This is a genomic window from Salicibibacter cibi (assembly GCF_016495865.1).
Classification (GTDB): Bacteria; Bacillota; Bacilli; order Bacillales; family Marinococcaceae; genus Salicibibacter; species Salicibibacter cibi.
In genome coordinates, this window is the sequence record NZ_CP054706.1 from 2,257,157 (window position 1) to 2,283,810 (window position 26,654).

Consider the following 26,654-nt stretch of genomic DNA (forward strand, 5'->3'; position numbering starts at 1 on the left):
CTAAAATATGAACTACAGAATAAGCTCCAGTCCCCCTAAATTTTGTGCCAAACCGATATTTGCATGATCTACTTGGTTGCATGCACTTTGATTAAGTTGATCAACGATTTGAATAATTTGGGCGATCCCAGTTGCTCCAATTGGATGTCCCTTTGACAATAAACCACCACTTGTGTTCACGGGCACAGTGCCCCCATGTTTAGTAGCTCCTTTTTCAACCGCTTCCCAACCCTTTCCTTTGTCAAAGAATCCGAGTTCTTCAATTGCCAAAATTTCAGTCATGGAAAAACAATCGTGCAATTCGATTACATCTATATCTTCTGGTCCTAATCCAGCCACCTCATATGCTTTTTTGGCGGCTTCATTCGTAGCTGGAATATGCATCATGTTATCGACTTCTTGCATAACCGGACTGCCAGAAGCTTGTCCTGAAGAAAGAATTTGGACTCCATTTTTCCCTCTTTGTATAACTACAGCTGCTGCCCCATCAGAAACAGGGGAACAGTCAAACAATCCTAGCGGATCGGTAACAGGCCGTGCATTCATGATCTCCTCTATGGTTGTAATTTTCCTGAATTGTGCAATCGGGTTGAACCTTGCATAATTACGATTTTTAAGGGCGACCATAGCCAAGTGCTTCTTTTCTGCTCCATATTCATGCATATACCTGTTTGTTAGTACTCCGAAGAAACCTGGAAATGTTAGGCCTGATGCCGCTTCATTTGACTCCCGATCCATAGCGCTATTAAGAGCATTTGTCACTGTTTCGGTATCTTGATTTGTCATCTTTTCCGCTCCTGCGACCAGAATCGTATCGTACTCTCCAGCTTTAACTAGTTGGTAAGCATGACGAAGTGCAATTCCCCCGGAAGCACAAGCACCTTCCATTTTGACAGATGGAACATTGCCCAACCCTAATTCATTTGTAAGAATAGAACCTAAGATTTCCTGATTAGCAAGCTGCCCAGCAGTGAAGTTTCCAACAAATACAGCATCTACTTTGGGATTGCTCGCTTCCAGTATGGCTTTTCTGCTGGCTTCCACTAACATCGATTTTATCGTTTCATCTTTTTTCCCAAAAGTTGTGATCCCTCTGCCAATAACGGATACGTCGGACATCTCCATCACCCTTTTAATATTCATTCATGTAATTGTATTGATCATGATTCACTTTAGTTCACTTGCCTATTAGAATCCTTCCAATAGGCTGTTCTCAATAATTTTTTATCAATCTTTCCATATGGTGTGAGAGGTAATTCCTTTATCAATTCTATAGATTTTGGAACTTCATATTTAGCCAATTTCGTCTTGCAATGATTAATGAGTTCTGCCTCACTAATATTTTCTGTGTGGCTTACGACAAACGCCTTGATTGATTCCCCCCATTTTTCATCTGGTACACCAATAACTGTAGCTTGTTTTATAGCTTCATGCTCAAAAAGAACTTTTTCAACTGCGGTAGTATAAACATTAAATCCGCCTGTTATGATCATATCTTTTTTTCTATCAACCAGATAAATGTACCCATACTCATCTTTATATGCCATATCTCCAGTGTATATCCACCCATCTTTAATGGTATCGTTAGTTTCTTCAGGTAAATTCCAATAACCAATCATCATGTGAGGACCTTTTGTTATCAATTCTCCAACTTGATTAGGAGAACATACTTCATCTCGTTCGTTAACAATTTGTACCTCTGAAATAATAATACTTCTGCCACACGAGGATAAACGATGTTCAGAAACATTTAAGGCATCCTCATGTTCCTCTTTTGTCAATATTGTTGTTTGATTAATGACTTCAGCTTGGGAATATATTTGCATCAAAATTGGCCCAAAGGTTTCAATTGCATCTTTTACTCGACTTTGTGCCATCGGTGCTGCCCCATAAACTATTGTATTTAAACTATTAAGGTCATATTGCTTTAATTCTGGGTAGTCAAGCAACATGTAAATCATAGTTGGCACTAAAAATGCAAAGGTTATCTGTTTGTCCTCAACGATTTCACAAAAGCGTTGAGGGTCAAATCCTTTTTCAATATATTGTTCTCCCCCTCTTAACATTCCAGGCATAATAAAATATCCTGCTGAATGTGGCAAAGGAGTAGTGTGAAGTAGAATCGCTCCTCTTTCAATCTCTAATTCATAGGTTTCGCTATATACGATAGAAAGAATCGTTTTATGCGTATGCAAAACACCTTTTGACTTTCCAGTAGTTCCGCCAGTATACATAATGGTTACATTGCTATCAGGGTTTATTTGGGGCTTATGATAATTAGCCGAAGCATTACCCACTTTTTCTTTAAGCTCTGCTTCATTTAAAGTGATGCAATTATGCTCTATTTGTAACTTTTCTTGATTTTCAAGTAATGACTGATGATAAATTAATAGTTTAGAATGGGAGTCATGAATGCGATAAAGAATCTCTTTTTTATTTAAATAAGTGTTCATAGGAACACGTACTGCACCAATTTTGGCTATTGCGAATTCAGCTACAACAAACTCTATGCTATTTTCCATCCATAAAGCCACTCGATCTCCAACTTCAATATCAAAAGTTTGTAGCAAATTTGCAAGTTTATTAACTTCATTGCCAAGTTCAAAATACGTAATTGAGCGTTCGGAATCATGCAAAGCTATTTTATCTTGATGGTGACTAACAAGTTTATCTAATACTTGATCAATTGTTTTTTCCAACATGTCTATTCCTCCATATCATTTAATTTTGCTTTTTCCATAGGTCAGCGGCTATAGCAATACATGTTAACGCTTTCAAATGCACAGAAAATAAACTATTCTACTTACACAATAAAAATGGTTAATGTTTACACCCGTCATGTTTGACAAGTTTGCAATTTCTATGCACTATAAAAATAGCCAAACAGACTCTGTTCTAGAACGTAGTCTAATTCTATGACAACCATAAAATTCTGTCAATAAAAAAATGAGGTGAAGTCTTTGGCATCTAAAGGATATAAGCAAGCCAGGGGAGAGAAAACAAAGAAAGAAATTCTGGAGGTTGCCTTGCAGTTATTTAGTGATAAAGGGTATACCAATGTAACTGTTGAAGAAATAGTTAAAATAAGTAAAACATCCAAAGGATCATTTTATGCGCATTTTGGATCTAAATACGAAATTTTTTTGGAAAAATTTAAAGAAATCGATGGTTTTTATGAAGCACGCGTAAAAGAAATTCCAGCTAACATACCAGCCAAAAATAAAATTGTTTTGTTTATTAAAGAGCAAATGACTTTTATAGAAAATGAACTTGGCTTGGAGCTAATGCGAGTCATCTACAGTAATGCACTTACAAGTAATCCGCATGATTATTTTCTCAATCATCAACGCCCATTATTTATGATCCTAAGGAAATTTGTTGATGAATGTTTTGACAGAGAGGAGATAAATGAAAAGTTAACAAGCGATGAAATCATGGTAATTATAAACAGTGCAATGTTTGGTGCAATATACAATTGGAGTATGAGTAATGCAGCTTTTAAATTAGCAGATGAAAGTGAGAAGTTATTTAAAACAATTGTAAATGGATTATAATATATTAAAGAGTATTCCAGTTTATGAGAAATCGTTGAGGGAATCAAGGTGCCTAACAAATGTGACGCTTTATTGTTCATTGACAGATGAAAATTTGTTTGAAAGCATCATGTTTAAGGCAAAGATATAACTCCCATAATACGTGACAAGCAAAACCATTTGATAATATTCCCATATAATCCTGAATGTCAGATGCAAACAATCTATTTCCCTATTTAAACATGTTATCCGACCGTGAACAGCGGTGGGTAAAAGAACACGCGGTGCACGACCAAGCCCCACACATGATCACCTCCAAATACTATCTTTTCGTGGAACTGTTAATGGCTAGCGCAAAGGGGAACTCGCGTAACTAAGAAAATATGTAAAATAATTAGGAAGAGGAGCCTGCAGTAATATCTCTGCAGGCTCCTCTACGAAAACAAAATGTTCCTTTAGGTAACGGTGTTTCAAGAGATTTTAGTGTTTCATTTGAATCAGGGGGGGCTTCTTTCAATGATATACTAAGCAAGAAGTATAGAGTCTGGTTAAAGCTCACCACAATTCATTCTTTAAATAGATTCCGTTCTTTAGGAGGCGGTTGTTATATAATATTGAGTGTGTAATTGAAAAATAAAATAACTAAAGTTATCAATATTGATAGAATTAATTCATGGAGAATACTCACCAACCGCTCACTTCTGATCTCACAGAGATTGGAGGTGGATATATGGCTCGACGTGGCAAATGCAGTTGTACCCCAAAACGACGAGGTCCTATGACTGTAAAAGTTTCGGGGTATCGTCGTAGTAACGGAACAAAGGTTTCAGGGCACAAACGTCATATGCCTAGATAAATTTTTAGTAACAGCTGAAGCGATGTTGGTGTTGTATTCTCCTAACTATCTTAACAGCTAAATAATGAGGGGAAATAATAGACACAAGAAAGTTCTTATATAGCATCTGGCTATTTAGGTCTTTGGTATGCATACCAAGATTATGATAAAGAGAAAGGATCCTTCTCTTCGTACGCCTTTATTCGCGTCAAATACGAAATGCTAACGATGTTAAGAAAAGACAGCACCTATCAAGAACGTCATGTTTATTTTGCATCAGATTCACCAGAACTAGAATCATTGCTAAACCTCACGCCGGAGCATATCGAGCCATCAGATAGGCATACACTATCCCCCTATTTCCATCCCTTATCCCCTCGTGAACAGCTATGGATGATTGAACATGCCATCAACGATCAACCCCCTCGCATGATCGCCGCCAAACACAACGTGACCACCGAAGCCGTTAAAAGCTGGCGTAAATGCACTGCGGAAACTGAGAAAAATCATGCAGTAACGTCTTTCATCATTGGATAATGCGGAGGTGGTAAAAGAAAACATTGGTTTTTGCCTGCCACAATAACATCCCTCTTCTATTTAAAATGACACGCACCGGTATCGCGGCTATCCCTACGGTTTCAACATCAGCAGGCATACAGTCTGTAACATCGTCCCCGGAACCCACCTTCCCATTCAACAACTAGCTTCCAGGCATACATGAGTTCGATATTGCTACTCACAACTATTGTGGATGGCTCGTGATTATTCGATATCATCGTGTTAATAACCCCAATAACCCTTTCCAGCAAGCTGTCACAACGCCTAATGAATCCCCGAAGTCCCGACGTTAAGTACGGGTGCATGAAAAAATTCATTATTGTTGTATAGATAACTTAATGGCAGCTACACACCGTTAGTGCATGGGATGCTTCAACGACTCCACATTCACAGTAACCATGAGGATTTTTTGCAGGCAGGATATGTAGGACTTTGGCTTGCGTACCAACATCATGATGCTGAGAGGGAGCCTTTCCCGCTTATGCCTTCCTTTCGTGTCAGAGCAGAAATGTTGACGATGCTGAATAAGGATGCCACTTATTACGAACGGCATTCCTTCGCTTCCAATGATCAGGAACCTGTAGACATAAGCCATGTCAGAATCCTGGATGTCAGATACAGACAGTCTATCTGCCTTTCTAAGCATGTTATCCGACCGTGAACAACGCTTGGTCATCGAGCACGCCGTGCACGATCAGCCCCCGCGCATGATCGCCGCCAAGTACAACGTTTCCGTTGAAACCGTTAAAGGCTGGCGCAAAGGGGAACTAGCAAAACTAAGAAAATATATTAAATAATTCTGAAGAGGAGCCTGCAGTGGTATCTCTGCAGGCTTCTATACAAAAACGCAATGTTCCTTTGGGTAACACACTCTAAAGGGTTTTTGTGTTGGTTGATAGAAGAATAATATAATATCACCTTCTCCAAACAAATCCACCCTAAGGCTTTTTTTCATCCGGCTGTCATTATCCCCTTTTTGATCCCTTTCTGCTTATTCTCATTTTTCATAGTGACGAGGCCTGGACAATAATTAGACGCTCTCCACGCGTTTTACAATATTAATGTATCGACTTCGCTGAGTCCTGATAATGGCTATCGCACTTTGAATCGCCGCTGTACCCCGAATCTGTTGTGCTAACTTTTTTGGCAAGTAGTTTCCAACGATGAGCTTTTTGCGTTGTAACGATTTTTGCGCTTTAGGCGTAAAAACGGGACCAGGTTCACTCCTGGTTTTTTGTTGAAAACGCCTTAAAATTTCCTTCCACGAACCAAAATCGCTACTATTCGAATATCATTCGTTTTTATACCTCAAAAAAGACACACGTACCCTGTTATCCACAAAAACTGTTTTAAAATTCGGTTTCCCACATGTGGATGCTTTTAGGAAACCAAGCTTCGCATTTTTTCCGGGCGGCCTTCTTGGATATGGCCTAAAGCCATCGCCAACATCGTGCACAGAGCCAACCTAGTTTTCATTTTCATCTTCTTTTGCCCGCGTGTGGTATGCTGTTCGAAGCCAAAGGAGACGTCAAGCCGGCTGTTCACACGTTCCACGGCCGTTCGTTTCACGTATGCCTTCGCCCATGTGTAACTGGCTCGATCGATCGGTGTGAAGATCCGGCGGTCCTCCTTGAGCGGAATCCGAATTCCTTGGGCAATCGGACACTCCGCTTGTCCTTCACAGGTGATGCCATATTGTTTGGCCGGACAACGCTTTTTGAGGGTGGCTCGATCTTTCTCAAAGCCCCCATTCGCCATTTCGCGCTCTTTCCCGGTCATCGGGCAGTGACAGTACACGGTGCCTTTATAGTCATGCGTGACATTTTCAATGTCCATCAGTTGGCGCGTGTCCTCGCCATCTTTCCACATGTCCCGGATATCAATGACAGGCTTGGTTTGATGGTCATCCCACAGCCGCTCAAGCATTTTGGTGTCATCGTAACCGCGATCACCGGCGAGTGTTTCTGCTTGTCCCAAAAGCCAAGGGCGTTCTTTTTCAAGCTCATTGATCATATCATGACCGGCGTTAATATCGGGCACCGATGCTTTCGTAACTGAATAAGCCACAGGCAATTCATAGGCCGCGTCGACGATCAGGTGGATTTTATAGCCGAACCATTTGATCACTTTGTTCCAGATCGTCCCGTCTTTGTGTTTCCCCTTATATTCTTTCTTCCCATAATCGGCATCGGTATCACGGCGTCCGTCAGGATCCTCATCCTTATGTTTTCCCTTCGCAAAAGAGTCTACTGCCTTACCATCGATCGCAAGGGCCTTCCCGAAATCAGGGAGGAGCTCGCTCAATTGTTCCACCATCGTTTCAAAAATCGCTTCAACCTTTGATTCGTGCGCCCGCAGCTTTTTTAAAAAGCGCGTATATACATAAGCAGGGGGCACGATCACGGTGAGGCCACACAATTCGCGTAGCTGTCCATTGCGGCTCAATTCCCGACGCAATGATTCAATCGATGTGTGCTCAAAGACAACCCCTGCAAGCATCGTATTCCACATCGCGCGAACAGGGTATTCATTTCGCCCTTTATATCGTTTTTTCTCCAACGTTCGCATCAACGCTTCATCCGGTAAATAATCGAGCACCAAACGTAAGCGTTCCAAATCTCCAAGATCCGCAAGATCTTCCCATGAAAATAAGCTCATTTGTGGTATAATAGCCATAACAGGTGACCCTCCAGGGTAATAGTTGGTTTTTTGTCTATAACTATTCTAACCCACTAGTGGAGCGGTTTCACCTGTTTTTTTATGATTTGGGGTCGATGTATCAGGATCCGTGCTTTTGACCTTCGCCAAGCCTTTAATTCCGTTTGATTTTGGGAGAAAATATTTTTTCACGTCACTCGCACCCCTTGTGCGGCAACGGTTTTGAAACAGCGCAATTAGCTCAACGATCCACCGTAAGTTAGTCACCCAGGACAATATTTTATATGCTTAATCCTCCTAAAAATAAAACAATGAAAATCAGAAGTGCAAGACTTGCTAAGGCATTTTTAAAACACTTTATTCCCTTGTTGTAGTATTTAAATTTCTTTTGACATATTAAAGATGCGATATGAGTTTGTGAATGAATATCCTTAAGTAACCGTTCATCATCAAGATTTGCAACCTCTTTGTGAAATTCATCTATCGACAGTGATGATATATCACCAAAGTATAATAATGACCTGTCCAAGCGGTTTTTAGTGGAAGCTACCAAAGATCTCAAAACATTTTTTAACCCTTTATATGAGCAGAAAGCGAAGTATAAAAAAGTCACTATAACAATAAATAGAAATATAATTTGACCAACAGAATTTACATTTCTAAACACTTCATGGATAACCATTAAAGACGTTGATGCAAAACCGCTTGTAAGGAAGATCGTGAGAATTATACCGAAAAATACAAGTAAATAAGATGATTTAGTGTCTACATTTTGAATCCAATAATTTACTCTGTCTAAGTTTTTGTAGGCATCGTGTATTTTCATATCTTAATCACATGGAACATGGACTTTGGTTCTGTTTCTCCTCTAACCAATCATTCATTTCAATATTAATTACATTGGCATGATATAAGTCTTTACTTTGGTTATTGATAAACCAACTTTGGTAATACTCGTCGTATACATTCTTAGCACCAGCTAATTTTTCATAAACCTTACTCCCAATTGCAATAACATCAATGTGATCCTTGTTTGCTTGTCCGCATAAATTAGAAGCTGAATTCACCGTATCTCCCATCCAAACGATATCTTTAATGCCAGTACCACTATTTCCAGCATTTATCATCAAAGCTCTGCCTTGATCAATCCCTATACCTATCTTGATAGGATCCTTCCCCCTTTTACATAATTTATAGTTTAATGCTCTTACTAGGGAATTGACTAATGCTGCACAATTAACCGCATCCTTTGAATGCTCTTTTTTGGATGCTTCAAATATTCCTGATACACTGTCCCCAACAATATTAATCTCCTTACATATTTCGTAGCTGTTCATAATTGCTACAATTTCCGATATATAAGCCCGGTACAATCTTGCAAGATGAGGCCTTCTGTATTTATGGGGCAGTTCAGAAGAATCTCTTATATCTACAAATATAGCATGACATTCCACATAAAAGCCGTTACTATAAGTTAGATCACCCCTGGAAGGGATTTCGTTTTTTTCATCATAGGATCCAGAAGGGGCATCCAGATACTCATCAATTCTATTGAAACTTTTTTGATAATCATACGACTGATGGTTAGTTTTCATATCTCCACAACCTTATACAGATAAAAATATGACTACTCGAATTTACAAAATAAACATGTTTCAATAACCTCAATTAACTTACCCTCATCCACTTCTCCTCCGTTATTCAGACCACAAAGAGAAACTTTTGTCGAGCACTTCTATCTGGCTGCGACTTTCCATAGTGGGACTCTCCTTATAAGTAGCCTGTTCTTTTTCAAATACTTCACATTGTTGCTCAACGACACAATCCAGTTTTGGTCAAAAGATTCCTGTATATTCTTTCTTTAACATTGACATCATGACTCGATCTCTAAATTCTCCGTTAGTAAATACATCCTCCCGTAATCTGCCTTCAACTGTATATCCAAGTTTTTCATTTAAACGAATCATCTTATCATTTCCAGCCCACATATAAGAGTAAATCCTATTTATCCCTAATTCCTTGAACCCATATACTGTTAAAAGTTTCTTCACTTCAAAACCTATTCCTTGCCCCCGATATTCCTTACCACCTATGACTAAATACGCTTCTGCTTTAGAGTATCTAAGATCTATATTTATAAATCCACCAAATCCAATTGGGACGTTATTGTTCAAATCACATATTATAAAATCCTTACGTGTATTATCCAAGGATACATTCAGAAGCCATTTTTTTGTGCCTACTTCGGAAATGGGAACCTCTATATTTAATGTTTTTCGAACTTCGGGATCGTTTACCCATTTCACTTTATAAGGAACGTCCTGCTCCTCCATTAGCCTTAGATAAGTTTTGTTACCTTCCAGCAAAGTGTTCACCTTCTTTATTTTTGATATTTGTCCTTATTTGATTCATCCACTACTGTATCGTTTCGTCCCGAATAAACCCCTTCTGATAATAAGATAACCTTAAGAGTTCTAAAAAGTATCTTCACGTCTAACCAAAGACTATAATTCTCAACATACCATATATCTTTTTCGATCCTCTCAGGCCATGTCAAAACATTCCTTCCGTTAACTTGTGCCCATCCCGTTATCCCTGGTCTCATGTTCAACCGTTTCTTTTCTTTATCACTATATGTATCTAAGTGGTGAACCGGGGCTGGTCTTGGACCTATCAAACTCATCTCACCTTTTAGTACATTAAATAGTTGTGGAATTTCATCCAAACTAAGTTTTCGTAAATACTTGCCAACTTTTGTTATTCGGAGGTCGTTTTCAGCTGTTTTTAATCCTAACCCTTGATTTTCTGCGTTGGTTACCATCGTTCTGAACTTAATTATATTAAAAGTTTGGGCATGCTGACCAATTCTTGGTTGAGAAAAGAAAACACTACCCTGACTATCAACTTTTATCATTAGTGCTATGATCAAAAGAAACGGTGACAATATCAAGAGGATTATAACAGCCGTCATAACATCTAGTAATCTTTTTATAGAATGCTTCATTGTTACACCTTCTTTCCTCCACCACTATTTTATCATGATATTATCGTACTTCATCATCACTTTATTTTCTTTATAATTTAAACCAGAATAATCTGGATTGGCTTTTCCATTTAAATTATTAATTATTCTTTCCGGAAAATCGATACCCATTTCATGCGCATGGGGATATCCACCGCCAAACCTGGGATTTATTTCGGATATATATAAATTTCCATTGTACTCAAAGCAATCAATGTCTAACGGACCGACATAGGTGGTTTTTTCTATAAAATCCAAAATAAGTTTTTCTATTCTATAGTCTTTCACAGAAATAGCTTTATCCGTTTCGCCGGCCCTCATTCTTAATTTTTCTTTAATAAAAATGTCAGTGATGTTGTGACTAATTAAATCAACATAAACATCAATTCCGTATTCCTTTTCTTTTAGAAAAGGTTGCACGACTAGATTATCGTGATCTTTAAAAAGTTGCCCTAATTGATCGAAGGAATAGACGGTAACAATCCCTAGACTGGAGCTCCCCTCACGTGGTTTTGCGACAAGAGGATAACTTAAGTCGTTGTTAGAAATGGCTTGTGTTACTTGTTCAATCGTTATGTATGTAGGTACCGATGGAAGGTCACGCTCGTTTAGGTACTGGTAAGTCTTATACTTATCTAAACTCATTTCAATCATTGTGGGGTTCGATGTTATCAACGTAACGCCAATTTCCTCAAATGTCTGTTTATACTCTATCAAAACCGACAGTTCGGGATCAATTAATGAAAAAACCCCGCTAACCTCATACTTCTTACATATATTTATCAGTGTCTCTATATAGTTATCATCCGTAATTCGTGGAACAATTTCATAAGTATCTGCTGCATATAATGCCGGGGCATTTATATCCAAGTCCGTCGCAATTACTTGACCTCCATATTTGTTCAGATGGCTTTTAAAATATTCGACGACTTTATATCGTCGGCCCGCGCTTGTTATCAGGATATTCATATACTTGTTACTCCTACATCTGCAGATATTTGTATTAATTCAATCTTAAATTGATCTTTAAAAGCCCCCATTAGGCATGCCGATCATTTCTGATACTAAAGTGTGGTCCCTATACGAACCTATTTAATATTAAATTCTACGATATTTAAAACTGTATGAACTTTCTCATTAATGGGTTTACCACCTTTAATTCTTTTCAATGAGGGTTTTATCTGATTGATGTTCTCAAGAATAATGTCCATACTTTTTTGATGATAAGTAAGTAAAGATTCTAGTTTTTGAGAAGACAGCAAATTTATTCTTCCAGATTTCAGGTTCCGTTTTTTTACCCGATCAGCAGCTGATTTTGCATCAAAAGACATAAACAAAAGATTTACATCATTTTTTTTTGATAGAGCCCTTACTAGTTTTGTTAATCTAGCTTTTGAAAAAGAATCTCCACTTAGAACAATACTCCAAACATATTGTAATGTTCCTTCATCCATTATAATGATATCATAATTTTTCTTTTTCAATGTTCTAATATAATAAAGATGTCGCATCAGCACAATAGAATATATATAGCTCTCAGTGTTTCTAGGTTTTACACTGCTAGAGAATGTTAGCACTTTATAAAACAACAATACATTGACAAGGCAGAAAAAAAAGAAGGAGATGTATTTTATCAATTGTGAAGGTCTATTCAATTTAAAGGTACGTACTTTAATAATCTCCTTAATACTTGGTACACTATATCCATCTGCTTTTAAATGATTGATAACATGTCCAGCAACAGTAGTTTTCCCACTCCCAGGCATTCCTATAAATTCATATATGTGTGGGTGATTAGACAATGTTTTCATCCCCCAATCGATACTCGATTTTCTTAACAAAAAGGTAGTGTGTTTTTGAACTTATGGGAGAGCTACTCAAAACATAACTATTAAGCTTATAAAATTTCCAATAGTAATGGTCCATGTGTGTTATCAACACGTTAAGTACCTCCACCCTAAGTTAATTAACCTTCCCATAACTTACCCGTAACACTAATTATATATTTCGCTTCAATCTTTTATAGATAAATTGCTTTACCGTATTTATAGCCCAAACCCCATCTTTACCAAAGAAAATATTTGAACCATATCGATAGACAATCCATACAGAGAGTAAAACTAAAATCCCTATAGCTCCTACTGATACTAGCGGTGTAAGTTCATATGCTCTAAACAATTTTAATAGCACCCATACCTCACCAAAAACTAAAGTACCCAATAATAATCCAGGTATATGAGCACCCAAATACTCTTTCCACCTCATTCCTATCAACTTTAAGCTTAATTTCGCTAAAAGAAAATAATTCAGGGTTAGAGCTAACAACACCCCGAAAGCAACACCAGAAACACCCCAAAAATGCCCAATGTACGAACCGATTAAAACAGCTAACGCATAGACCCATTGTCTCCAAGAATTTCGGTATACAGCTCCTTTAGCACGAATCAGTGAATCACTGAGTCTATAGCTGGTTCGAAACAAAAGTCCTGCTATTAAAATTTGGAATGCGGGGATAATCTCCGTCCAAGAAGTCCCTAATAGCATCAGAACAATTTCAGGTGCAGCAAGCCATAAAAACGCTCCAATAGGAATAATTATTAAAGATACCATTGCTATACCTCGGCGATATACTCTTAATATCCTTTTATTCTGCTCCTGGATTGTTGACATAGCAGGGAAAAGAATCTTGTCCAAGACAGTTCCAAATAGTGTTACAGGCATCATCATCAATTGATACGCTCGACCGTAAAAACCTAATGCTTCAGCACCCAGAAATCTGCCTACGACAGCATTGTCCCCTTGCAAAGCAAAAAAGTTACCTATTTTCCCAAGAGTATGACCACCGCCAAATAATAATAATTCTTTTAGAGTAATTACATTTAATTCTAGCTTTTTTGAATGAGGTCGAAAATATAGCATTAGGGACATCTTTAAAAGCGTTTGACTAATATGAGCTCCCACCAAAGCCCAAACACCGAAATCAAGAAGCCCTAAAGTGATTCCCATTAGTCCATAACCAATTGAAAAAGATACAACTTGCATTATAGCTATATTACGAAATCTTAATTCTCTCCTTAATAGCGATTCTGCCACAATGCCCACACTTTGAAAAATAAACATTACAGAAATTACCCTTAAAACTTCAGTCAATTCATCTATTAGAAACAGTGATGCTATTACAGGAGCAAATATGATAATTAGTAGAGTAAAAGTAAACCCTAATAAAATACTTGCCGTAAATCCTGTCCTAATATGCCTCTCTTCAAGATACATACGTTGTATCAATGCAGGACCTACACCCAATTGAGTAAATATCATTGAAAAAGTGACTATAACCATAGTTGCATTTACAATACCGAATTCATGGGGGTAATTAGTCTGGCTAAAATAATTAAAACAAGGAATTGCATCAACCCTTGCATCCCTGAACCTGTAAAAATCCAGAAAAATCCTCCAAATGTATGATCTGTAAGACTTTTTCTTTGTTCCGTCATAAAATTGTACCTAAATAATTAAAGTTAATATATAGATTACTTCTCGTTATCATGTTAATTCTTCCATCTCCGAAGTTTTTCGTAAATTTACTAAGAGTCTTTAACAATATTAAGCTTTTCATTTATTCTCGGCTTTATCTGGTAAATCATACGTATATTGAGTTGTTGAAACAACTAATAGCAGACCCAAACTAATCCAAAGGAATTTTACATTAATATATGTAAAGCTGAATAAAAGAGCAGTTATTGACGCAATTGTAATTGCTAAAGATGTTCCTAAATAGAAATTGCTACGATTAAAAATAAAATAATGCATGAGCTTTATTGTTATTAATATAAAAGCAATCAACAAGATTAATAGCAAAAGAATTCCACCTTCTGCATAAATCTCTAAAAAAAGATTATGAGGGTAGTAGCTTCCAAAAATTCCTATTCCAGCTCCAACTAACGGATTTTCTCTAATTATATCAACTGCCACACTGTATAATTGTAACCTTGCAGAAATCGAATCCCCATCGCTCCCTTCCATAACTCTTTCGAGAATTAACGTAAACTGATTAATTTGAAGAAAGAATACCGCTGTTACTGCTGAGAAAATCAGGATAAATGTGATCTTTTTCAAATTAAATTTAATTAATGGCAACAATATTAATAAGCCAGCTATGGTACTTAGTAAGGGACCTTGTGAACCACTTAAAAGTAATGTCCAGGTGCTTATTAGCATTGTAATGGTAAAGGAACTATAACTAATTCGATTAATCGCAAATAAGCTAAATACAAAAATAATCGTAAGAGAGGCTATCATCCCTAACACTAAAGGATTCAAACCATAAAACTCAAATCTGCTTACTTGCATACCCTCTATTATAAAATTCCCAATCACTAGGGATTGTAAAATAGTTGAGTTTATAACAGAGGCCTTCACAAAAAAAAGAAAGTCACTCTTCGTTCTAATAATGAATCTTGAAAAATAAATCAAAGGTACACCTAGAAAGACAAGTTGCAAGATCCTTATTAATCCCATATATTGATCCGAAGAATAAAATAAAGATAATAACAATATTAACATCCAAAGAGCTATCAGAGCGTCAATTTTATTTAATATTAACACCTTATTTTTATAAATTTTTTTCACACAAACAAAGAATAAAATTACATAAAGAAATACAGTTAAATCTAAATAAGTAGGTAACAGAACTTTTAATATATAGATGTTTGGAACTAAACTAAGTGCAATGATAGACATTTTTTTTTCGTTCATTTGTATTCAAAACCTAACCCTATGATTTAACAGCATTTCTCAAGTAATGTTCAGCAACTTTAGAATCAGAAAACTTCAAGGCCGCTTCTAGAGCTGTATTTGCGATTCTTTCTTTAGTTTCTTCATCTAATTTATTAATATAATTTAATGTCTCAACTAGATTTTCTACACTGTTACTTTTACAAAGGAACCCATTCTCGTTGTTGTTTATTACACCATCAATACCTTCATTTTTTGAGCCTATGACTATGCAATTTGCCAGCATCGCTTCCAAATATACTAAACCAAATGCTTCTCTCTCACTGACCATTATGAAGCCCTGAGAACTTCTTAATAAGTCCATAATTTCTGGTCTACTTAATTTGCCTTTAAAATCAATATTGTGATCTAAATTTAAATCTGCGACTAATGATTTTAGATTAGATTCTTCAGGCCCTTCACCCACTATATGCAATTTGAAGTCCTTATTCGGATAAACATCATTTAAACTCTTTATAATCACATCTATATTTTTTCTTAAAATTAACCTGCCCACATAAACAAAATTTTTTAGAGGTGTCTCGTTAAAAATTTTTTTTGGTACTTTATTATAACCTGCATGCTCAATAAACTCATTCGGTAACCCAGAATAACATATAAACGGATCTTTCGTATCAACAATATTTAAGAGTTTTTGCGACATACTTACTGATCTACACCCAACAGTGTCAATATCACGACTTAAGGTATTAAGCCATCTATTACTTTTCTTAATGTAATGTAATTCGTGTAACACAATAGATGTTTTACAAGAATAATCCTCTTTGAACATTGATAATAGGGGAATCTGTGGGTTTTCCCAATGACCGGTGACAAAGTCAGGTTTAAAATTTTTTTCCTTCAAGTAACTCTTAATTTTATTGTATTGATGATTGATTTGTTTTGATGAAAAAGGCTTTCTGGGAACCTTTTTCGTGATAGGTAGTCTCAATACTTTTACCCCGTCAATTTGATAATCTAATACGCCAATATTTTTATTTGGAATAAATCCTCCAACTTTTGAATTGATGGTTCCTTTAAATCTTTCTGATAGTAAATATACAAAAGAAGGGTATTTATTACTGTTGTGAACAACCAATACATTGTGTCCCTGTTTGACCCATTCTTTAGCAAAATAATGAACAACAGGGGTCACTCCTGAGTTGTTTGGATCATCTGGCTGTGGGTACACTGAAGTTAAAACTAATATATTCATGGTACACTCCAACTCTCTTGCTTATATCTATTTCCCCCAAATAGTTTTATCTACAATACTTGTATAGCTTTGTATTAGCTTTACTACCTTCAGTGAAACATTATCATCCTTATAATCAGAAGGTATTTCTTCATTCTCATCATTATTGTTTTTTTCAATCATACTCCCTAAGTTTATAGCTCTCTCTATATCTTTATGATTAATTCCACCAATGATAACGTTCCCTTTATCGATTACTTCAGGTCGTTCAGTGGAGGTTCTTAATAATACACCAGTGAACTTTAACAATGCACTTTCCTCTGAAAGTGTTCCACTATCTGATAAGACGCAATACGCGTTTTTTTGGAGATTATTATAATCTAAAAAACCAAATGGCTTAATACTTTTTACTAATGGATGGAATTCAAAATTCCTTTCATTGATAAACTTTTGAGTTCTAGGATGAGTGGAATATATGATGGGCATCTCATACTTCTCTCCCAGACTGTTTAAGGCAGACATTATAGAAATGAAGTTTTGCTCGTCATCAATGTTTTCTTCTCGATGAGCCGAAACAAGGATATAATTATTTTTTTTAAGATCGAATTCATCTAATATATCGCTTGAATTGATACCTTCAAGATGCTTATCTAATACTTCATGCATTGGTGAACCTGTGACAAAGATATGTTCTTTCCTAACACCCTCTGAAAGTAGGTATCTTCTGGAGTGTTCGGTATAAGGTAGATTTATATCCGAGATATGATCAACTATTTTACGATTGATTTCCTCAGGTACATTTTGATCAAAACAGCGATTTCCCGCCTCCATATGGAAGATAGGCACTTTTAATCTCTTAGCACTTATTGCTGATAAAGCCGAGTTTGTGTCACCGAGAATAAGCAATGCATCGGGCTGTACTTTAGTCAAAACATCATATGACTTAGCAATTATGTCGCCCATTGTGTCACCTAGAGTCTCACCAGTACTATTTAAAAAGTAGTTGGGGCTTCTTATACCTAATTCCTCAAAAAAGATTTCATTCAAGGCATAATCCCAGTTTTGCCCCGTATGTACGAGCGTATGATCAAAATATCGATCACAAGCTTTAATCACTTCAGAAAGACGAATAATTTCCGGCCTTGTACCTACGATAGTCATAACTTTTAATTTATCCGCCATTATTACACCTCTTCCCGATATGTATCGGGATTGTTTTGATCAAATATTTCACAAGCCCAAAATAAGGTAATAAGATCTTCCACTCCTGTGTTCTTGATTGCATGTGTGTAACCAGGTGGAATATCTACAACTTCTGGATTTTCACCATTAACATGATATTCGATAACCTTGTCATCATTAATATTTCGAAATGATATAACGCCTTCTCCCTGTACAACCAAAAACTTTTCTACTTTTGTGTGATGCCAGTGATTACCTCTCGTAATACCTGGTTTTGATTTTGAAATAAATATTTGTCCCATCTCTTTAGACTTGATAAATTCTGCCAGCCAGCCTCTATTGTCTTCATTTTTATTAAGATAGTAGGAAAAGTCATCTTTATTAAGATAAGAAAGGAAAGTAGCATATACATTCCTATCAAATTGATTTGCCAAAGATGGCATGATTAAATTTTCTCTACTAGATTTGAATTCATATAATTTGTTAGCTAACTGGCCAACAGTAATTTTCGTTGTAGTTGTTATCTCGTAAAACTCACCAACTTTTCTACCTTGACCGTTTAACGAAAGAATGAACTCATTTATGATGTCATCGATATAAGCTAATTCCAGTAGATGATCCTCGTCATTTATTGTGATAGACTTATCATTAGCAATGTTATAGCTAAAAGTTGCAACAACACTATTGTAATTAGGACGAGCCCATTTTCCAAAAGCATTAGGAAGTCTATAGATCATCACAGGCGCTCCTGAGGATTTTCCATAATTAAAGATGACGTCTTCAGCCTTTTTTTTACTTTCACCATACGCATTATTATTTTCAGCTTGAATAGAAGAAGTAAAGAGTACAGGTACATTCTTGCTGTATGTTTGCAGCATATCGATTATTGTTTTAGTGAACTCAACGTTCCCTTCCGTAAATTCGTTATTGTTTTCAGGTCTGTTAACACCTGCTAAATGAAAAACAAAATCGCACTCTTTTATATATTTCTCCATTGCTCCATCTGTAGTATTGCGGTTGCAAACTAATAAATCATCATATCCTTCTACTTTTAACTGTGCAATTAAGTTTTTGGCAATGAACCCATTAGCTCCTGTGATTAAAATCTTCATCTTATCAATTCCTTTGTTTCATGCCAAGTTTTTAATTCATATTGAATATAGTCTAATGACAATAGCTTCTCTTTGACCTGTTCAACATTGAGTTGGTCGGTATTATCTGAGTTATATTGTTCTATCAAAGATAATGCTTTATTCCCTTCATCAAAAAATGGTTTATAGTTTAAATCACGATCATCTATTGGGACTTGGTAGTAGTTTCCTTTATCAATCGATCGTGCCGCCTCTTCTTTCGTTAAGAGTGTCTCATACATCTTTTCACCATGTCGAATGCCCATGATTTCAACACTGTTATTTACCTGAAAGAGTTCTTGAATTGCAGTTGCAATATCAGCGATCGTAGCAGCAGGTGATTTTTGAACCATAATATCTCCTGTACTCGCATTTTTAAAGGCAAAAATCACTAACTCAACTGCATCTTCCAAGCTCATAATGAACCGAGTCATCGTTGGCTCGGTAACCGTTAAGTTTTTCCCTTTTTTTATTTGATCAATAAAAAGTGGGATGACACTACCTCTTGACGCCATAACATTGCCGTAACGTGTCCCACATATTAAAGTTTGATCCGAGGGAACATTTCTCGCTTTTGCAGTAAACACCTTCTCCATCATTGCTTTGGAAGTACCCATGGCATTTACTGGATAAGCAGCCTTATCTGTAGATAAGCATATTACCTTTTTTACATTGGCATTTACTGCTGCAGTTAATACATTGTCCGTACCAATAACATTGGTTTGTACAGCCTCCATTGGGAAAAATTCACAAGAAGGGACTTGTTTTAGTGCAGCTGCATGAAAGACATAGTCCACCTGAAACAAAGCATCCTGAATACTCCTTTGATCACGTACATTTCCAATGTAAAACTTGATTTTAGGATTATTATATTTTCTTCTCATGTCATCTTGCTTTTTTTCATCTCTAGATAAAATACGTATTTCTTTTATATCAGTTTCAAGGAAGCGATCTAACACTGCATTCCCGAATGAACCTGTTCCTCCTGTTATTAACAATGTTTTATCTTTAAACAAAGGAATCCCCCCAGAATTAGGCGAAGTGATGCTCAATTATATCTACACTTTTATCGACAGAAAAATTTTCTTCTAAGTAAGACCTACCGTTTTGACCTAGTGTTCTTCTAAGATTTTTATTCTCACTAAGTTTAACAACACATTCTCTGAACGCTGCCACATCATCTGAATGACACCATACACCGCATTCAGCCTCTTCCTGAACTAATTCCTTAATATCGGTATTACGATCTGTAGTAGCCAAAATTGGTAAGGACTTATACATATAGCTCAACGTCCTTGATGGATAATTAGGTATCGTAAATCGATGGTCGAGGGAAATGATGCCTACATCACATTCAGTTATAAATCTTTCATACTTTTCTTTTTCCATCTTGTCCAATACCATAGTGTTGGTAGCTTCTCCTAATTTATTCTCTATTCTTCGTTTCTCAGTCCCACTGCCAACAATGACAAAATAAGCTCCTTTATAATCTTCAAGATTATTAATAGCTTTCGTCAAAAAATCTATCCCTTGAGGCTTTCCTAAGTTACCGCCAAAAACAAATACTGTTTTTTCTTTTGGAATTCCTAACTCTTCTCTTACAGAAAGGTCAGGATTATCTGGTTCTACACTATCACTTTGTATTTTAATTGAATTTGGGAATAGTATTACTTTACCTTCATCGACTTCTGGATTATTCCTCAAAATATAATTTATATTTGCTTGCGACATACATCCGATGATATCAGAATTATTATAGAGAGTGCGCTCTTTTCTTTTAAAATATTTATATAGCAAATTTCCTTCTTTAATCATGCCCATATCTACAGCGTTTTGCGGAAAAATATCTTTAAGCATTAAAAAGGTTCTAACCTGAAATCTTTCTTTGCAGTATTTAACAACATTAGCCATGTTTACTGGTGGTGTTGAATATGTAACTATATCGAAAGCTTCATTAGATAAATATTTTTTTATTGCACGGATCACGAACGGTTCAATTTTTAAATTTGTAATACCCTTTTCAATTCTATTAGCTTTTAACTGATTTCCTACTTTCACTCTTAAAACATTTATCCCATCTTCTATTTGAAAAGTCGTTTTGTTTATTTTTCTAGGTTCATCAGCTACAACTACGGTTACGCTATGACCTCTTTTAACCAAGCTCTTCATTAATGTTTTATATAAATTATCATGTCCCTTAGGATAAGAAATGGCTAAATATAAAATATCCAAATTTAACTCCGCCCCTGAATATCTGAGTCCATTAAAGTTACTTTCACCTGTCGCTTACTTTGCAATGGCTTTACTATTACCAGCAATCATCTTGAAATTAGAAATGTCGTGTAATATCTTTCATAAATCAGTACTATTAAATGTAATTTGGTTATAAATAACGTGGTCAATATCATTTATGTCGAATATAGGAGTCTTTCCCACATAGATCTTCGGATGCACCTGCTCCTCGTGCACTTCCTCATCCCCGAGCAGCTCTTCATACATCTTCTCCCCGGGTCGCATGCCTGTGTACTCAATCCGAATATCTTCTTCACTAAACCCGGAGAACCGAATCAAGTTCTGCGCCAGATCAACGATCCGCACCGGCTCGCCCATGTCGAGCACGAAGATTTCGCCGCCGTCGGCTAAGGCGCCTGCCTGAATGACCAGACGTGATGCTTCCGGGATCGTCATAAAATACCGGGTCATTTCCGGGTGCGTGACCGTTACCGGTCCGCCCGCTTCAATTTGCTTCTTGAACAGCGGAATCACACTGCCGCGACTCCCCAACACATTGCCGAAGCGCACTGCGACAAACCGCGTGGCGCTTTTCTTGTTTAAATCCTGCACGACCATTTCCGCGATTCGTTTCGTGGCGCCCATGACGCTCGTCGGGTTGACGGCTTTGTCGCTGGAGATCATGACGAAGGTGCGGACGCCGGCGGTGTTTGCGGCTTCGGCGGTGTTGCGGGTGCCGATGACGTTGTTTTTCACCGCTTCTTGCGGGTTCTTTTCCATGAGCGGCACGTGTTTATGCGCGGCGGCGTGGTAGACGACGTCGGGCGCGTATGTCGCCATGACCGTTTGCATCCGTTCGCCGTCTTGGACGTCGGCGATTTCGGTGTCAAAGGTGATGTGCGTGTACGTATTTTTCAGCTCCATATGAATGCTGTAAATGCTGTTCTCACCGTGTCCGAGCAGGATCATTTCCGCCGGGTCGAATTTGCACAGCTGGCGGCACAGTTCCGAGCCGATCGAACCGCCGGCGCCGGTGATGAGGACGACTTTGCCGGTGATCGTGTCGGCGATGCCTTCCGTGTCCAGTTCGACGGGATCGCGGCCAAGGAGGTCTTCCACTTGCACGTCGCGGATTTGCGAGACTTCCAGTTTGCCGCTCATGAGGTCCTCGAGCATCGGCATGATTTGCGGCTTAATGTTCGTTCCCATGCATGTCTCGTAAATGTGCTGCAGTTCGTCCCTTTTCATGGAAGGGATGGCGATCACGATATGTTCGATGCGATAGTTTTCCACGACGCGTTCGATCTCACAGATCGTGCCCGCCACGGGAATGTTCATGATTTCCAAATGCTGTTTCGTCGCGTCGTCATCGACGTAGGCGACGGGGCGAAGTTCGGTTTCCGGGCTCCCATTCAATTGGCGAGCGACCATCGCGCCGCCCGCGCCTGCACCGATAATGAGCGTGCGTTTGTGTCCGTTTTTCGATTTTATGTAGGCATCTCGATACAATCGCCACGCAAAGCGCGTACCGCCGATGAGTAGTATATGTAGCATCCAGGTTACCGTCAGCGCCCGCGCGGTCCATGTATCAAAAAAGAGCACCTGCACGGCCGCAGCTACCATGATCGATAGCTGTAACAGCATAAAAAATGCGCAACAGCTCATTTGTACTGGCATACTGCCAAGCGCCTTTGTACATCTTGAAGATGTACGCGAAGATGTGGTGGGCGATGACGAGCACGATGGCCGTTGCAACAAAAAGCTCGCTCCGTAAGCCGGATACATCATACAGTAAAAAAGCCCCAATAAAAATCGCGCTCAACACGATTAAACTGTCAATGGCCATGATCACGAGCACACGCCACCGATAAGTCATACGCCTCACCTCCTTAGCGGTTGAACAAACCGAATGCCTTCTTCTTTTTAATCCGCTGCGGCTCGTCCATCATGACGTATTGATGATTCATTAAAAGCTCCGCGTTTTCTTGGAAAAATAAAACCGTATCCGTTCCGTATTTGTTTTCCAACGCTTCATAAGCTGCCCGCAGACGATTGGGCCGTTTCGTCGTCGTATGTGTGTCGGATGCGACGAAGTGCGTCAAGTTGTTTTCAATTAATTGGTCGCTGAATTTCCGTATCGTTTTGCCGAAATCACCCGTAACACTCGCCGCGGTCACCTGTGTCACAGCGCCACCTTTCACCATTTCATACAGCCACGCGGGATCCTTCAAGATTTGCATGTTGCGTTCCGGATGCACGATAACGGGAACCACTTCCGCTTGTAAAAGATCATAGAGCAGGCGTCCCGTATAACGGGGCACATGATCGCTCGGCAATTCCACGAACAAATAGTGGCCGCCGTCAACGAGGGTGCAAAGCTCCCCCGTCCGTAAACCTTCAACCATCTCGCCGTACACACGTGTTTCCTGTCCGGACAAAACCATTAACGGCAATCGTTCATCGACGATCGCGTCGTTCAGCCTTTGTACCTGTTCCATAATGCCTTTTTTTTCATTATCAAAATGGCCGTTCCGATGATGCGGGGTGGCGATCATGTGCGTGATTCCGTCCGCGACGGCTTGCCTTGCCATCGAGAGACTTTCCTGCATATGAGGGGCCCCATCATCAATGCCTGGCAAAATATGACTATGTATGTCGATCATTGTGCCCTCCATCTTTTCCTCAATACTAACATAGTCCTAGTAAATTTCAACAGAAAAATGTATTATCCTCCATAATAATACATATAATTGCTTTTTGTTTGGGCATGTCGGTTGAGGACGGCGCCGAGCATTTTCGCGTTCGATTGCTTGATGAGGTCGGTCGCTTTGCGTGCTTCTTCTTTTTCCGTCTGCCCGCTATCCACAACAAGCATAACCCCGTCGCTTATGCCGGCAACAATTTGTGCGTCTGTGACGGCAAGGACCGGGGGGGTGTCGATGACAATATAGTCATAGAAGGAGCGTGAATCTTCAATAAAGTGCTTCATCGTTTGTGAACCGAGCAATTCCGACGGATTTGGCGGGACCGGTCCGCATGTAAGCACGTCGAGGAATTCATTGCTCGTGGTTTGGACGACTTCCGAAACGTCCCGTTGCTTCGTGATGACATTGCTTAAGCCGGTGTGATTCGCCAGATAGAACATATAGTGAACGGCCGGTTTGCGCATGTCGGCATCCACGAGCAGTACCTTCTCTTCTTGCTGCGCGATCGTTTCGGCGAGATTGGCATTGATCGTCGTTTTGCCTTCCTCAGGACCGGACGATGTCGTCATGAGCACTTGCATCGTTTGGTCAACGGCTGCATACTGGATGTTCGTACGGATCGTCCGAAATTGTTCGGAGATCGGCGAACGCGGGTTTTCGCGCGTGATCAGAGAGCGTCGTTTGCTAATTTGTCTCGGTTGTTTTTTGAACACGGTGCGACCTCCCTTGCGTTTTAGACTGGGCATTGTTGGCGTCTGACGCTATGATTTCCGGGATGGAACCGAGCGCGGTAAGCCCCAGTTCTTTTTCGACATCATCTTCGTCCTTGATCGTGTTATCGAGAAATTCGAGCAAAAAGGCCAGTCCAACCGCCGCCATCAAACCGACGACAAATGCGATCGCCATGTTCAAGGGCGGTTGCGGCGACACTGGGGACGTCACTTGCCCGGGATCGGGGCTTGCGAGGATGCTGACGTTGTCAATGTCCATAATCGTCTCGACTTCCGCTTGAAAAACATTGGCGATGGAGTTGACGAGGGTGATGGCCGTACGCGGGTCAGGGTCGGTCACCGACACCGCAACGACTTGCGATTCGCCTTCCGGTTGCACATCGACTTGGGATGCTAATTGAGAATAGGAACGATCCGCTTCCGTTCGTTCAATGACCAAATCCAGGATTGCCGGGCTCTGAATAATGACGCTATATGTATTAATAAGTTCCACATTCGTATCAATATCGCCGACTTCAAGCGAGCCGTTTTGCTGTTCTTCCTGCCCTTGATTAACGAGCAGCTGCGTCGTCGCTTCATATTGCGGCGTCATGACAAAAAAACTAATGATCGCACTCAAGAGGACGGCACCTATCGTTACGCCTGCAATCATGCGCCAACGTTTTTTCAACGTTTCAAAGATTTCTTTTAAACTAATCGTTTCTTCCATGATGTCCTCCAGTTCCGCTAAATTCCAACGTCTACTATAATATATACCTAGGACAAATGCTACCTTTTTCCCGAAAAATATTTTTTCTTTTTATGATACAATAATGTTTTCTATGGTACCATTATACATGGTTAATATCAAAAAGGAGATTACATAGCAATGAAAAAATTTCTGATTACAATTGGCGTCCTCATTTCGCTTGTAGTCCTAGTCGTGGGGGGCTTCGCCCTCTATCTTTATTTTTCCGTGAGCTCAACCGCAGACCGGATGCATGCCCCGCTGGAACGGGAACATTCCGATTTACGCGAGGGGGCGACCAATCTCGGGGAAGAAGAACCGGTTTCTTTTTTACTCCTCGGGGTTGATTCGGAAGATGAAACGTCCGGGCGTACGGACACGATGATCGTCCTTACCGTGAACCCGGAAGATGATTCGATGAAAATGGCGAGCATCCCCCGGGATACGCGCACGGAGATCGTCGGACAAGGCACCGAAGATAAAATCAACCATGCCCACGCGTTCGGCGGCACGGAAATGGCGATTAACACGGTGGAGAACTTTTTGGATGTGCCGATTGATTATACGGCTACCATTAACATGGACGGGTTCGAAGAAATGGTGGATGCCGTCGGTGGCGTCACCGTGGAAAATAACCTGGACTTTGAAGAAGGCGGACATCATTTTCCGGAAGGAGAAGTGGAATTGAACGGGGACGAAGCCCTTTCTTTCGTGCGCATGCGCTATGAGGACCCGCAAGGCGACGCCGGCCGCACCGAGCGCCAGCGCGAAGTGATTGAAGGGTTGCTGGACGAAGGCGCCCAGTTCTCTTCTTTGACAAGCGTCGGCGCGATTCTGGATTCGGTCGGCTCGAACGTGCAGACGAGCGCGGACTCCGGCGATATGTCGGACTTGCTCGGCTATGAGTCCGCAAGGCATAACATTGATCAGCTGGAATTGACCGGCGAAGGGACGCGGATTGACGGAGTTTACTACGAGTTGATAGACGACGGGTCGCGCGCGGAAGTGACGAATGAGCTACGCGAGCATTTGGAACTGGAAGACTAAGCGAACGTGAAAGTGCCAGAATGTGGCTGCAAAGTGCCAGATTAATTGGGGAAAGCGCTAATTACGAAATGGCTGATAAAAATTTTTGTTTTGGCTGATAAAGTGCCGGTTTTGGCTGATATATCGTTAGTTTCGGCTGATAAACACTCAGATAACGTTGAGCCGAATGAAGCCCTAACGAGCGCCGGTTGCTGACGTTAGGGCTTCATTCGTGCCGGTTGACGACCTAACGACCTGCGGATTCCTGCGTTAGGGCTTCATTCGTGCCGGTTGACGCCCTAACGCCTTTCGGACCCCCACGTTAGGTCGCCAAAATAAATATTCGA

General features: G+C 39.4%; 24 protein-coding genes and 2 pseudogenes. 5 read left to right on the plus strand and 21 right to left on the minus strand.

What is annotated here, in order from left to right:
- Nucleotides 1–12: 12 nt before the first annotated feature.
- Together HUG20_RS11380 and HUG20_RS11385 are read right to left on the minus strand one after the other, a co-directional pair.
- Nucleotides 13–1,119: a thiolase C-terminal domain-containing protein gene (locus tag HUG20_RS11380; protein ID WP_343073171.1), complete on the minus strand. Its 1,107-nt coding sequence runs from the start codon at nucleotides 1,117–1,119 to the stop codon at nucleotides 13–15.
- 53 nt (nucleotides 1,120–1,172) lie between these two features.
- The gene (locus tag HUG20_RS11385; RefSeq protein WP_200084807.1) at nucleotides 1,173–2,702 is read right to left on the minus strand and encodes an AMP-binding protein; all 1,530 of its coding nucleotides are present in this window, start codon (nucleotides 2,700–2,702) and stop codon (nucleotides 1,173–1,175) included.
- A 258-nt stretch (nucleotides 2,703–2,960) separates the two neighbouring features.
- Between HUG20_RS11385 and HUG20_RS11390 the strand changes: the two genes are divergently transcribed.
- The 3 genes and pseudogenes from HUG20_RS11390 (at nucleotide 2,961) to HUG20_RS11395 (ending at nucleotide 4,905) form a co-directional block, all read left to right on the plus strand.
- Nucleotides 2,961–3,554, plus strand: coding sequence for a TetR/AcrR family transcriptional regulator (locus tag HUG20_RS11390; protein ID WP_200084808.1), 594 nt, complete (start codon nucleotides 2,961–2,963; stop codon nucleotides 3,552–3,554).
- Between the two features lie 934 nt (nucleotides 3,555–4,488).
- Nucleotides 4,489–4,557, plus strand: a pseudogene (locus HUG20_RS19990) (hypothetical protein); the annotation flags it as partial.
- A gap of 39 nt (nucleotides 4,558–4,596) precedes the next feature.
- Nucleotides 4,597–4,905 (plus strand): hypothetical protein, encoded by a 309-nt coding sequence (locus tag HUG20_RS11395; protein WP_246476390.1) that lies wholly within the window; start codon nucleotides 4,597–4,599, stop codon nucleotides 4,903–4,905.
- On the opposite strand, the gene HUG20_RS11400 is transcribed toward HUG20_RS11395, so the two are convergent.
- On the minus strand, nucleotides 4,895–5,065 hold the full coding sequence (locus tag HUG20_RS11400) for a hypothetical protein (RefSeq protein ID WP_200084809.1): 171 nt from the start codon (nucleotides 5,063–5,065) through the stop codon (nucleotides 4,895–4,897). The genes HUG20_RS11395 and HUG20_RS11400 overlap by 11 nt on opposite strands.
- Nucleotides 5,066–5,519: 454 nt before the next feature.
- On the opposite strand from HUG20_RS11400, the gene HUG20_RS11410 reads away from it, so the two are divergent.
- A complete protein-coding gene (locus tag HUG20_RS11410) occupies nucleotides 5,520–5,723 on the plus strand; it encodes a sigma-70 family RNA polymerase sigma factor (RefSeq protein ID WP_200090598.1) in 204 nt (67 codons plus the stop codon).
- Nucleotides 5,724–6,306: 583 nt separating this feature from the next.
- Here the strand turns inward: HUG20_RS11410 and HUG20_RS11415 are convergent.
- The 18 genes and pseudogenes from HUG20_RS11415 to HUG20_RS11500 form a co-directional block, all read right to left on the minus strand.
- Complete coding sequence (locus HUG20_RS11415; protein ID WP_200084811.1) at nucleotides 6,307–7,602, minus strand: transposase; 1,296 nt, start codon at nucleotides 7,600–7,602, stop codon at nucleotides 6,307–6,309.
- 262 nt (nucleotides 7,603–7,864) lie between these two features.
- Nucleotides 7,865–8,410 (minus strand): Pycsar system effector family protein, encoded by a 546-nt coding sequence (locus HUG20_RS11420; RefSeq protein ID WP_200084812.1) that lies wholly within the window; start codon nucleotides 8,408–8,410, stop codon nucleotides 7,865–7,867.
- 7 nt (nucleotides 8,411–8,417) lie between these two features.
- A complete protein-coding gene (locus tag HUG20_RS11425) occupies nucleotides 8,418–9,179 on the minus strand; it encodes an adenylate/guanylate cyclase domain-containing protein (RefSeq protein ID WP_200084813.1) in 762 nt (253 codons plus the stop codon).
- Nucleotides 9,180–9,419: 240 nt separating this feature from the next.
- On the minus strand, nucleotides 9,420–9,950 hold the full coding sequence (locus HUG20_RS11430) for a GNAT family N-acetyltransferase (RefSeq protein WP_200084814.1): 531 nt from the start codon (nucleotides 9,948–9,950) through the stop codon (nucleotides 9,420–9,422).
- A 14-nt stretch (nucleotides 9,951–9,964) separates the two neighbouring features.
- Nucleotides 9,965–10,588 (minus strand): sugar transferase, encoded by a 624-nt coding sequence (locus tag HUG20_RS11435; RefSeq protein WP_200084815.1) that lies wholly within the window; start codon nucleotides 10,586–10,588, stop codon nucleotides 9,965–9,967.
- A 24-nt stretch (nucleotides 10,589–10,612) separates the two neighbouring features.
- Nucleotides 10,613–11,575: an ATP-grasp domain-containing protein gene (locus HUG20_RS11440; RefSeq protein WP_200084816.1), complete on the minus strand. Its 963-nt coding sequence runs from the start codon at nucleotides 11,573–11,575 to the stop codon at nucleotides 10,613–10,615.
- Nucleotides 11,576–11,694: 119 nt separating this feature from the next.
- On the minus strand, nucleotides 11,695–12,408 hold the full coding sequence (locus tag HUG20_RS11445; RefSeq protein ID WP_200084817.1) for a nucleoside/nucleotide kinase family protein: 714 nt from the start codon (nucleotides 12,406–12,408) through the stop codon (nucleotides 11,695–11,697).
- Between the two features lie 196 nt (nucleotides 12,409–12,604).
- Nucleotides 12,605–13,945 (minus strand): lipopolysaccharide biosynthesis protein, encoded by a 1,341-nt coding sequence (locus tag HUG20_RS11450; protein ID WP_200084818.1) that lies wholly within the window; start codon nucleotides 13,943–13,945, stop codon nucleotides 12,605–12,607.
- A 273-nt stretch (nucleotides 13,946–14,218) separates the two neighbouring features.
- A complete protein-coding gene (locus HUG20_RS11455; RefSeq protein ID WP_200084819.1) occupies nucleotides 14,219–15,361 on the minus strand; it encodes an O-antigen ligase family protein in 1,143 nt (380 codons plus the stop codon).
- Between the two features lie 19 nt (nucleotides 15,362–15,380).
- On the minus strand, nucleotides 15,381–16,595 hold the full coding sequence (locus HUG20_RS11460; protein WP_200084820.1) for a glycosyltransferase: 1,215 nt from the start codon (nucleotides 16,593–16,595) through the stop codon (nucleotides 15,381–15,383).
- Nucleotides 16,596–16,622: 27 nt separating this feature from the next.
- Nucleotides 16,623–17,756 carry a non-hydrolyzing UDP-N-acetylglucosamine 2-epimerase gene (wecB, locus tag HUG20_RS11465; protein WP_200084821.1) on the minus strand — a complete coding sequence of 378 codons (1,134 nt, stop codon included), beginning with the start codon at nucleotides 17,754–17,756 and terminating at the stop codon, nucleotides 16,623–16,625.
- Nucleotides 17,757–17,758: 2 nt separating this feature from the next.
- Nucleotides 17,759–18,868: a polysaccharide biosynthesis C-terminal domain-containing protein gene (locus HUG20_RS11470; protein WP_200084822.1), complete on the minus strand. Its 1,110-nt coding sequence runs from the start codon at nucleotides 18,866–18,868 to the stop codon at nucleotides 17,759–17,761.
- Nucleotides 18,865–19,902: a polysaccharide biosynthesis protein gene (locus HUG20_RS11475; RefSeq protein WP_200084823.1), complete on the minus strand. Its 1,038-nt coding sequence runs from the start codon at nucleotides 19,900–19,902 to the stop codon at nucleotides 18,865–18,867. Before HUG20_RS11475 ends, HUG20_RS11470 begins: the two co-directional genes overlap by 4 nt.
- Before the next feature lie 16 nt (nucleotides 19,903–19,918).
- Nucleotides 19,919–21,118 carry a glycosyltransferase family 4 protein gene (locus HUG20_RS11480; RefSeq protein ID WP_200084824.1) on the minus strand — a complete coding sequence of 400 codons (1,200 nt, stop codon included), beginning with the start codon at nucleotides 21,116–21,118 and terminating at the stop codon, nucleotides 19,919–19,921.
- A gap of 120 nt (nucleotides 21,119–21,238) precedes the next feature.
- Nucleotides 21,239–22,994, minus strand: a pseudogene (locus HUG20_RS11485) (polysaccharide biosynthesis protein).
- A gap of 13 nt (nucleotides 22,995–23,007) precedes the next feature.
- A complete protein-coding gene (locus tag HUG20_RS11490) occupies nucleotides 23,008–23,781 on the minus strand; it encodes a tyrosine-protein phosphatase (RefSeq protein ID WP_200084825.1) in 774 nt (257 codons plus the stop codon).
- Between the two features lie 62 nt (nucleotides 23,782–23,843).
- Nucleotides 23,844–24,536, minus strand: coding sequence for a CpsD/CapB family tyrosine-protein kinase (locus HUG20_RS11495; protein WP_246476391.1), 693 nt, complete (start codon nucleotides 24,534–24,536; stop codon nucleotides 23,844–23,846).
- Complete coding sequence (locus HUG20_RS11500) at nucleotides 24,508–25,263, minus strand: YveK family protein (RefSeq protein ID WP_200084827.1); 756 nt, start codon at nucleotides 25,261–25,263, stop codon at nucleotides 24,508–24,510. Before HUG20_RS11500 ends, HUG20_RS11495 begins: the two co-directional genes overlap by 29 nt.
- 159 nt (nucleotides 25,264–25,422) lie before the next feature.
- Here HUG20_RS11500 and HUG20_RS11505 point away from each other — a divergent pair, with 159 nt between their 5' ends.
- Nucleotides 25,423–26,328 (plus strand): LCP family glycopolymer transferase, encoded by a 906-nt coding sequence (locus tag HUG20_RS11505; protein ID WP_200084828.1) that lies wholly within the window; start codon nucleotides 25,423–25,425, stop codon nucleotides 26,326–26,328.
- Nucleotides 26,329–26,654: the final 326 nt, after the last annotated feature.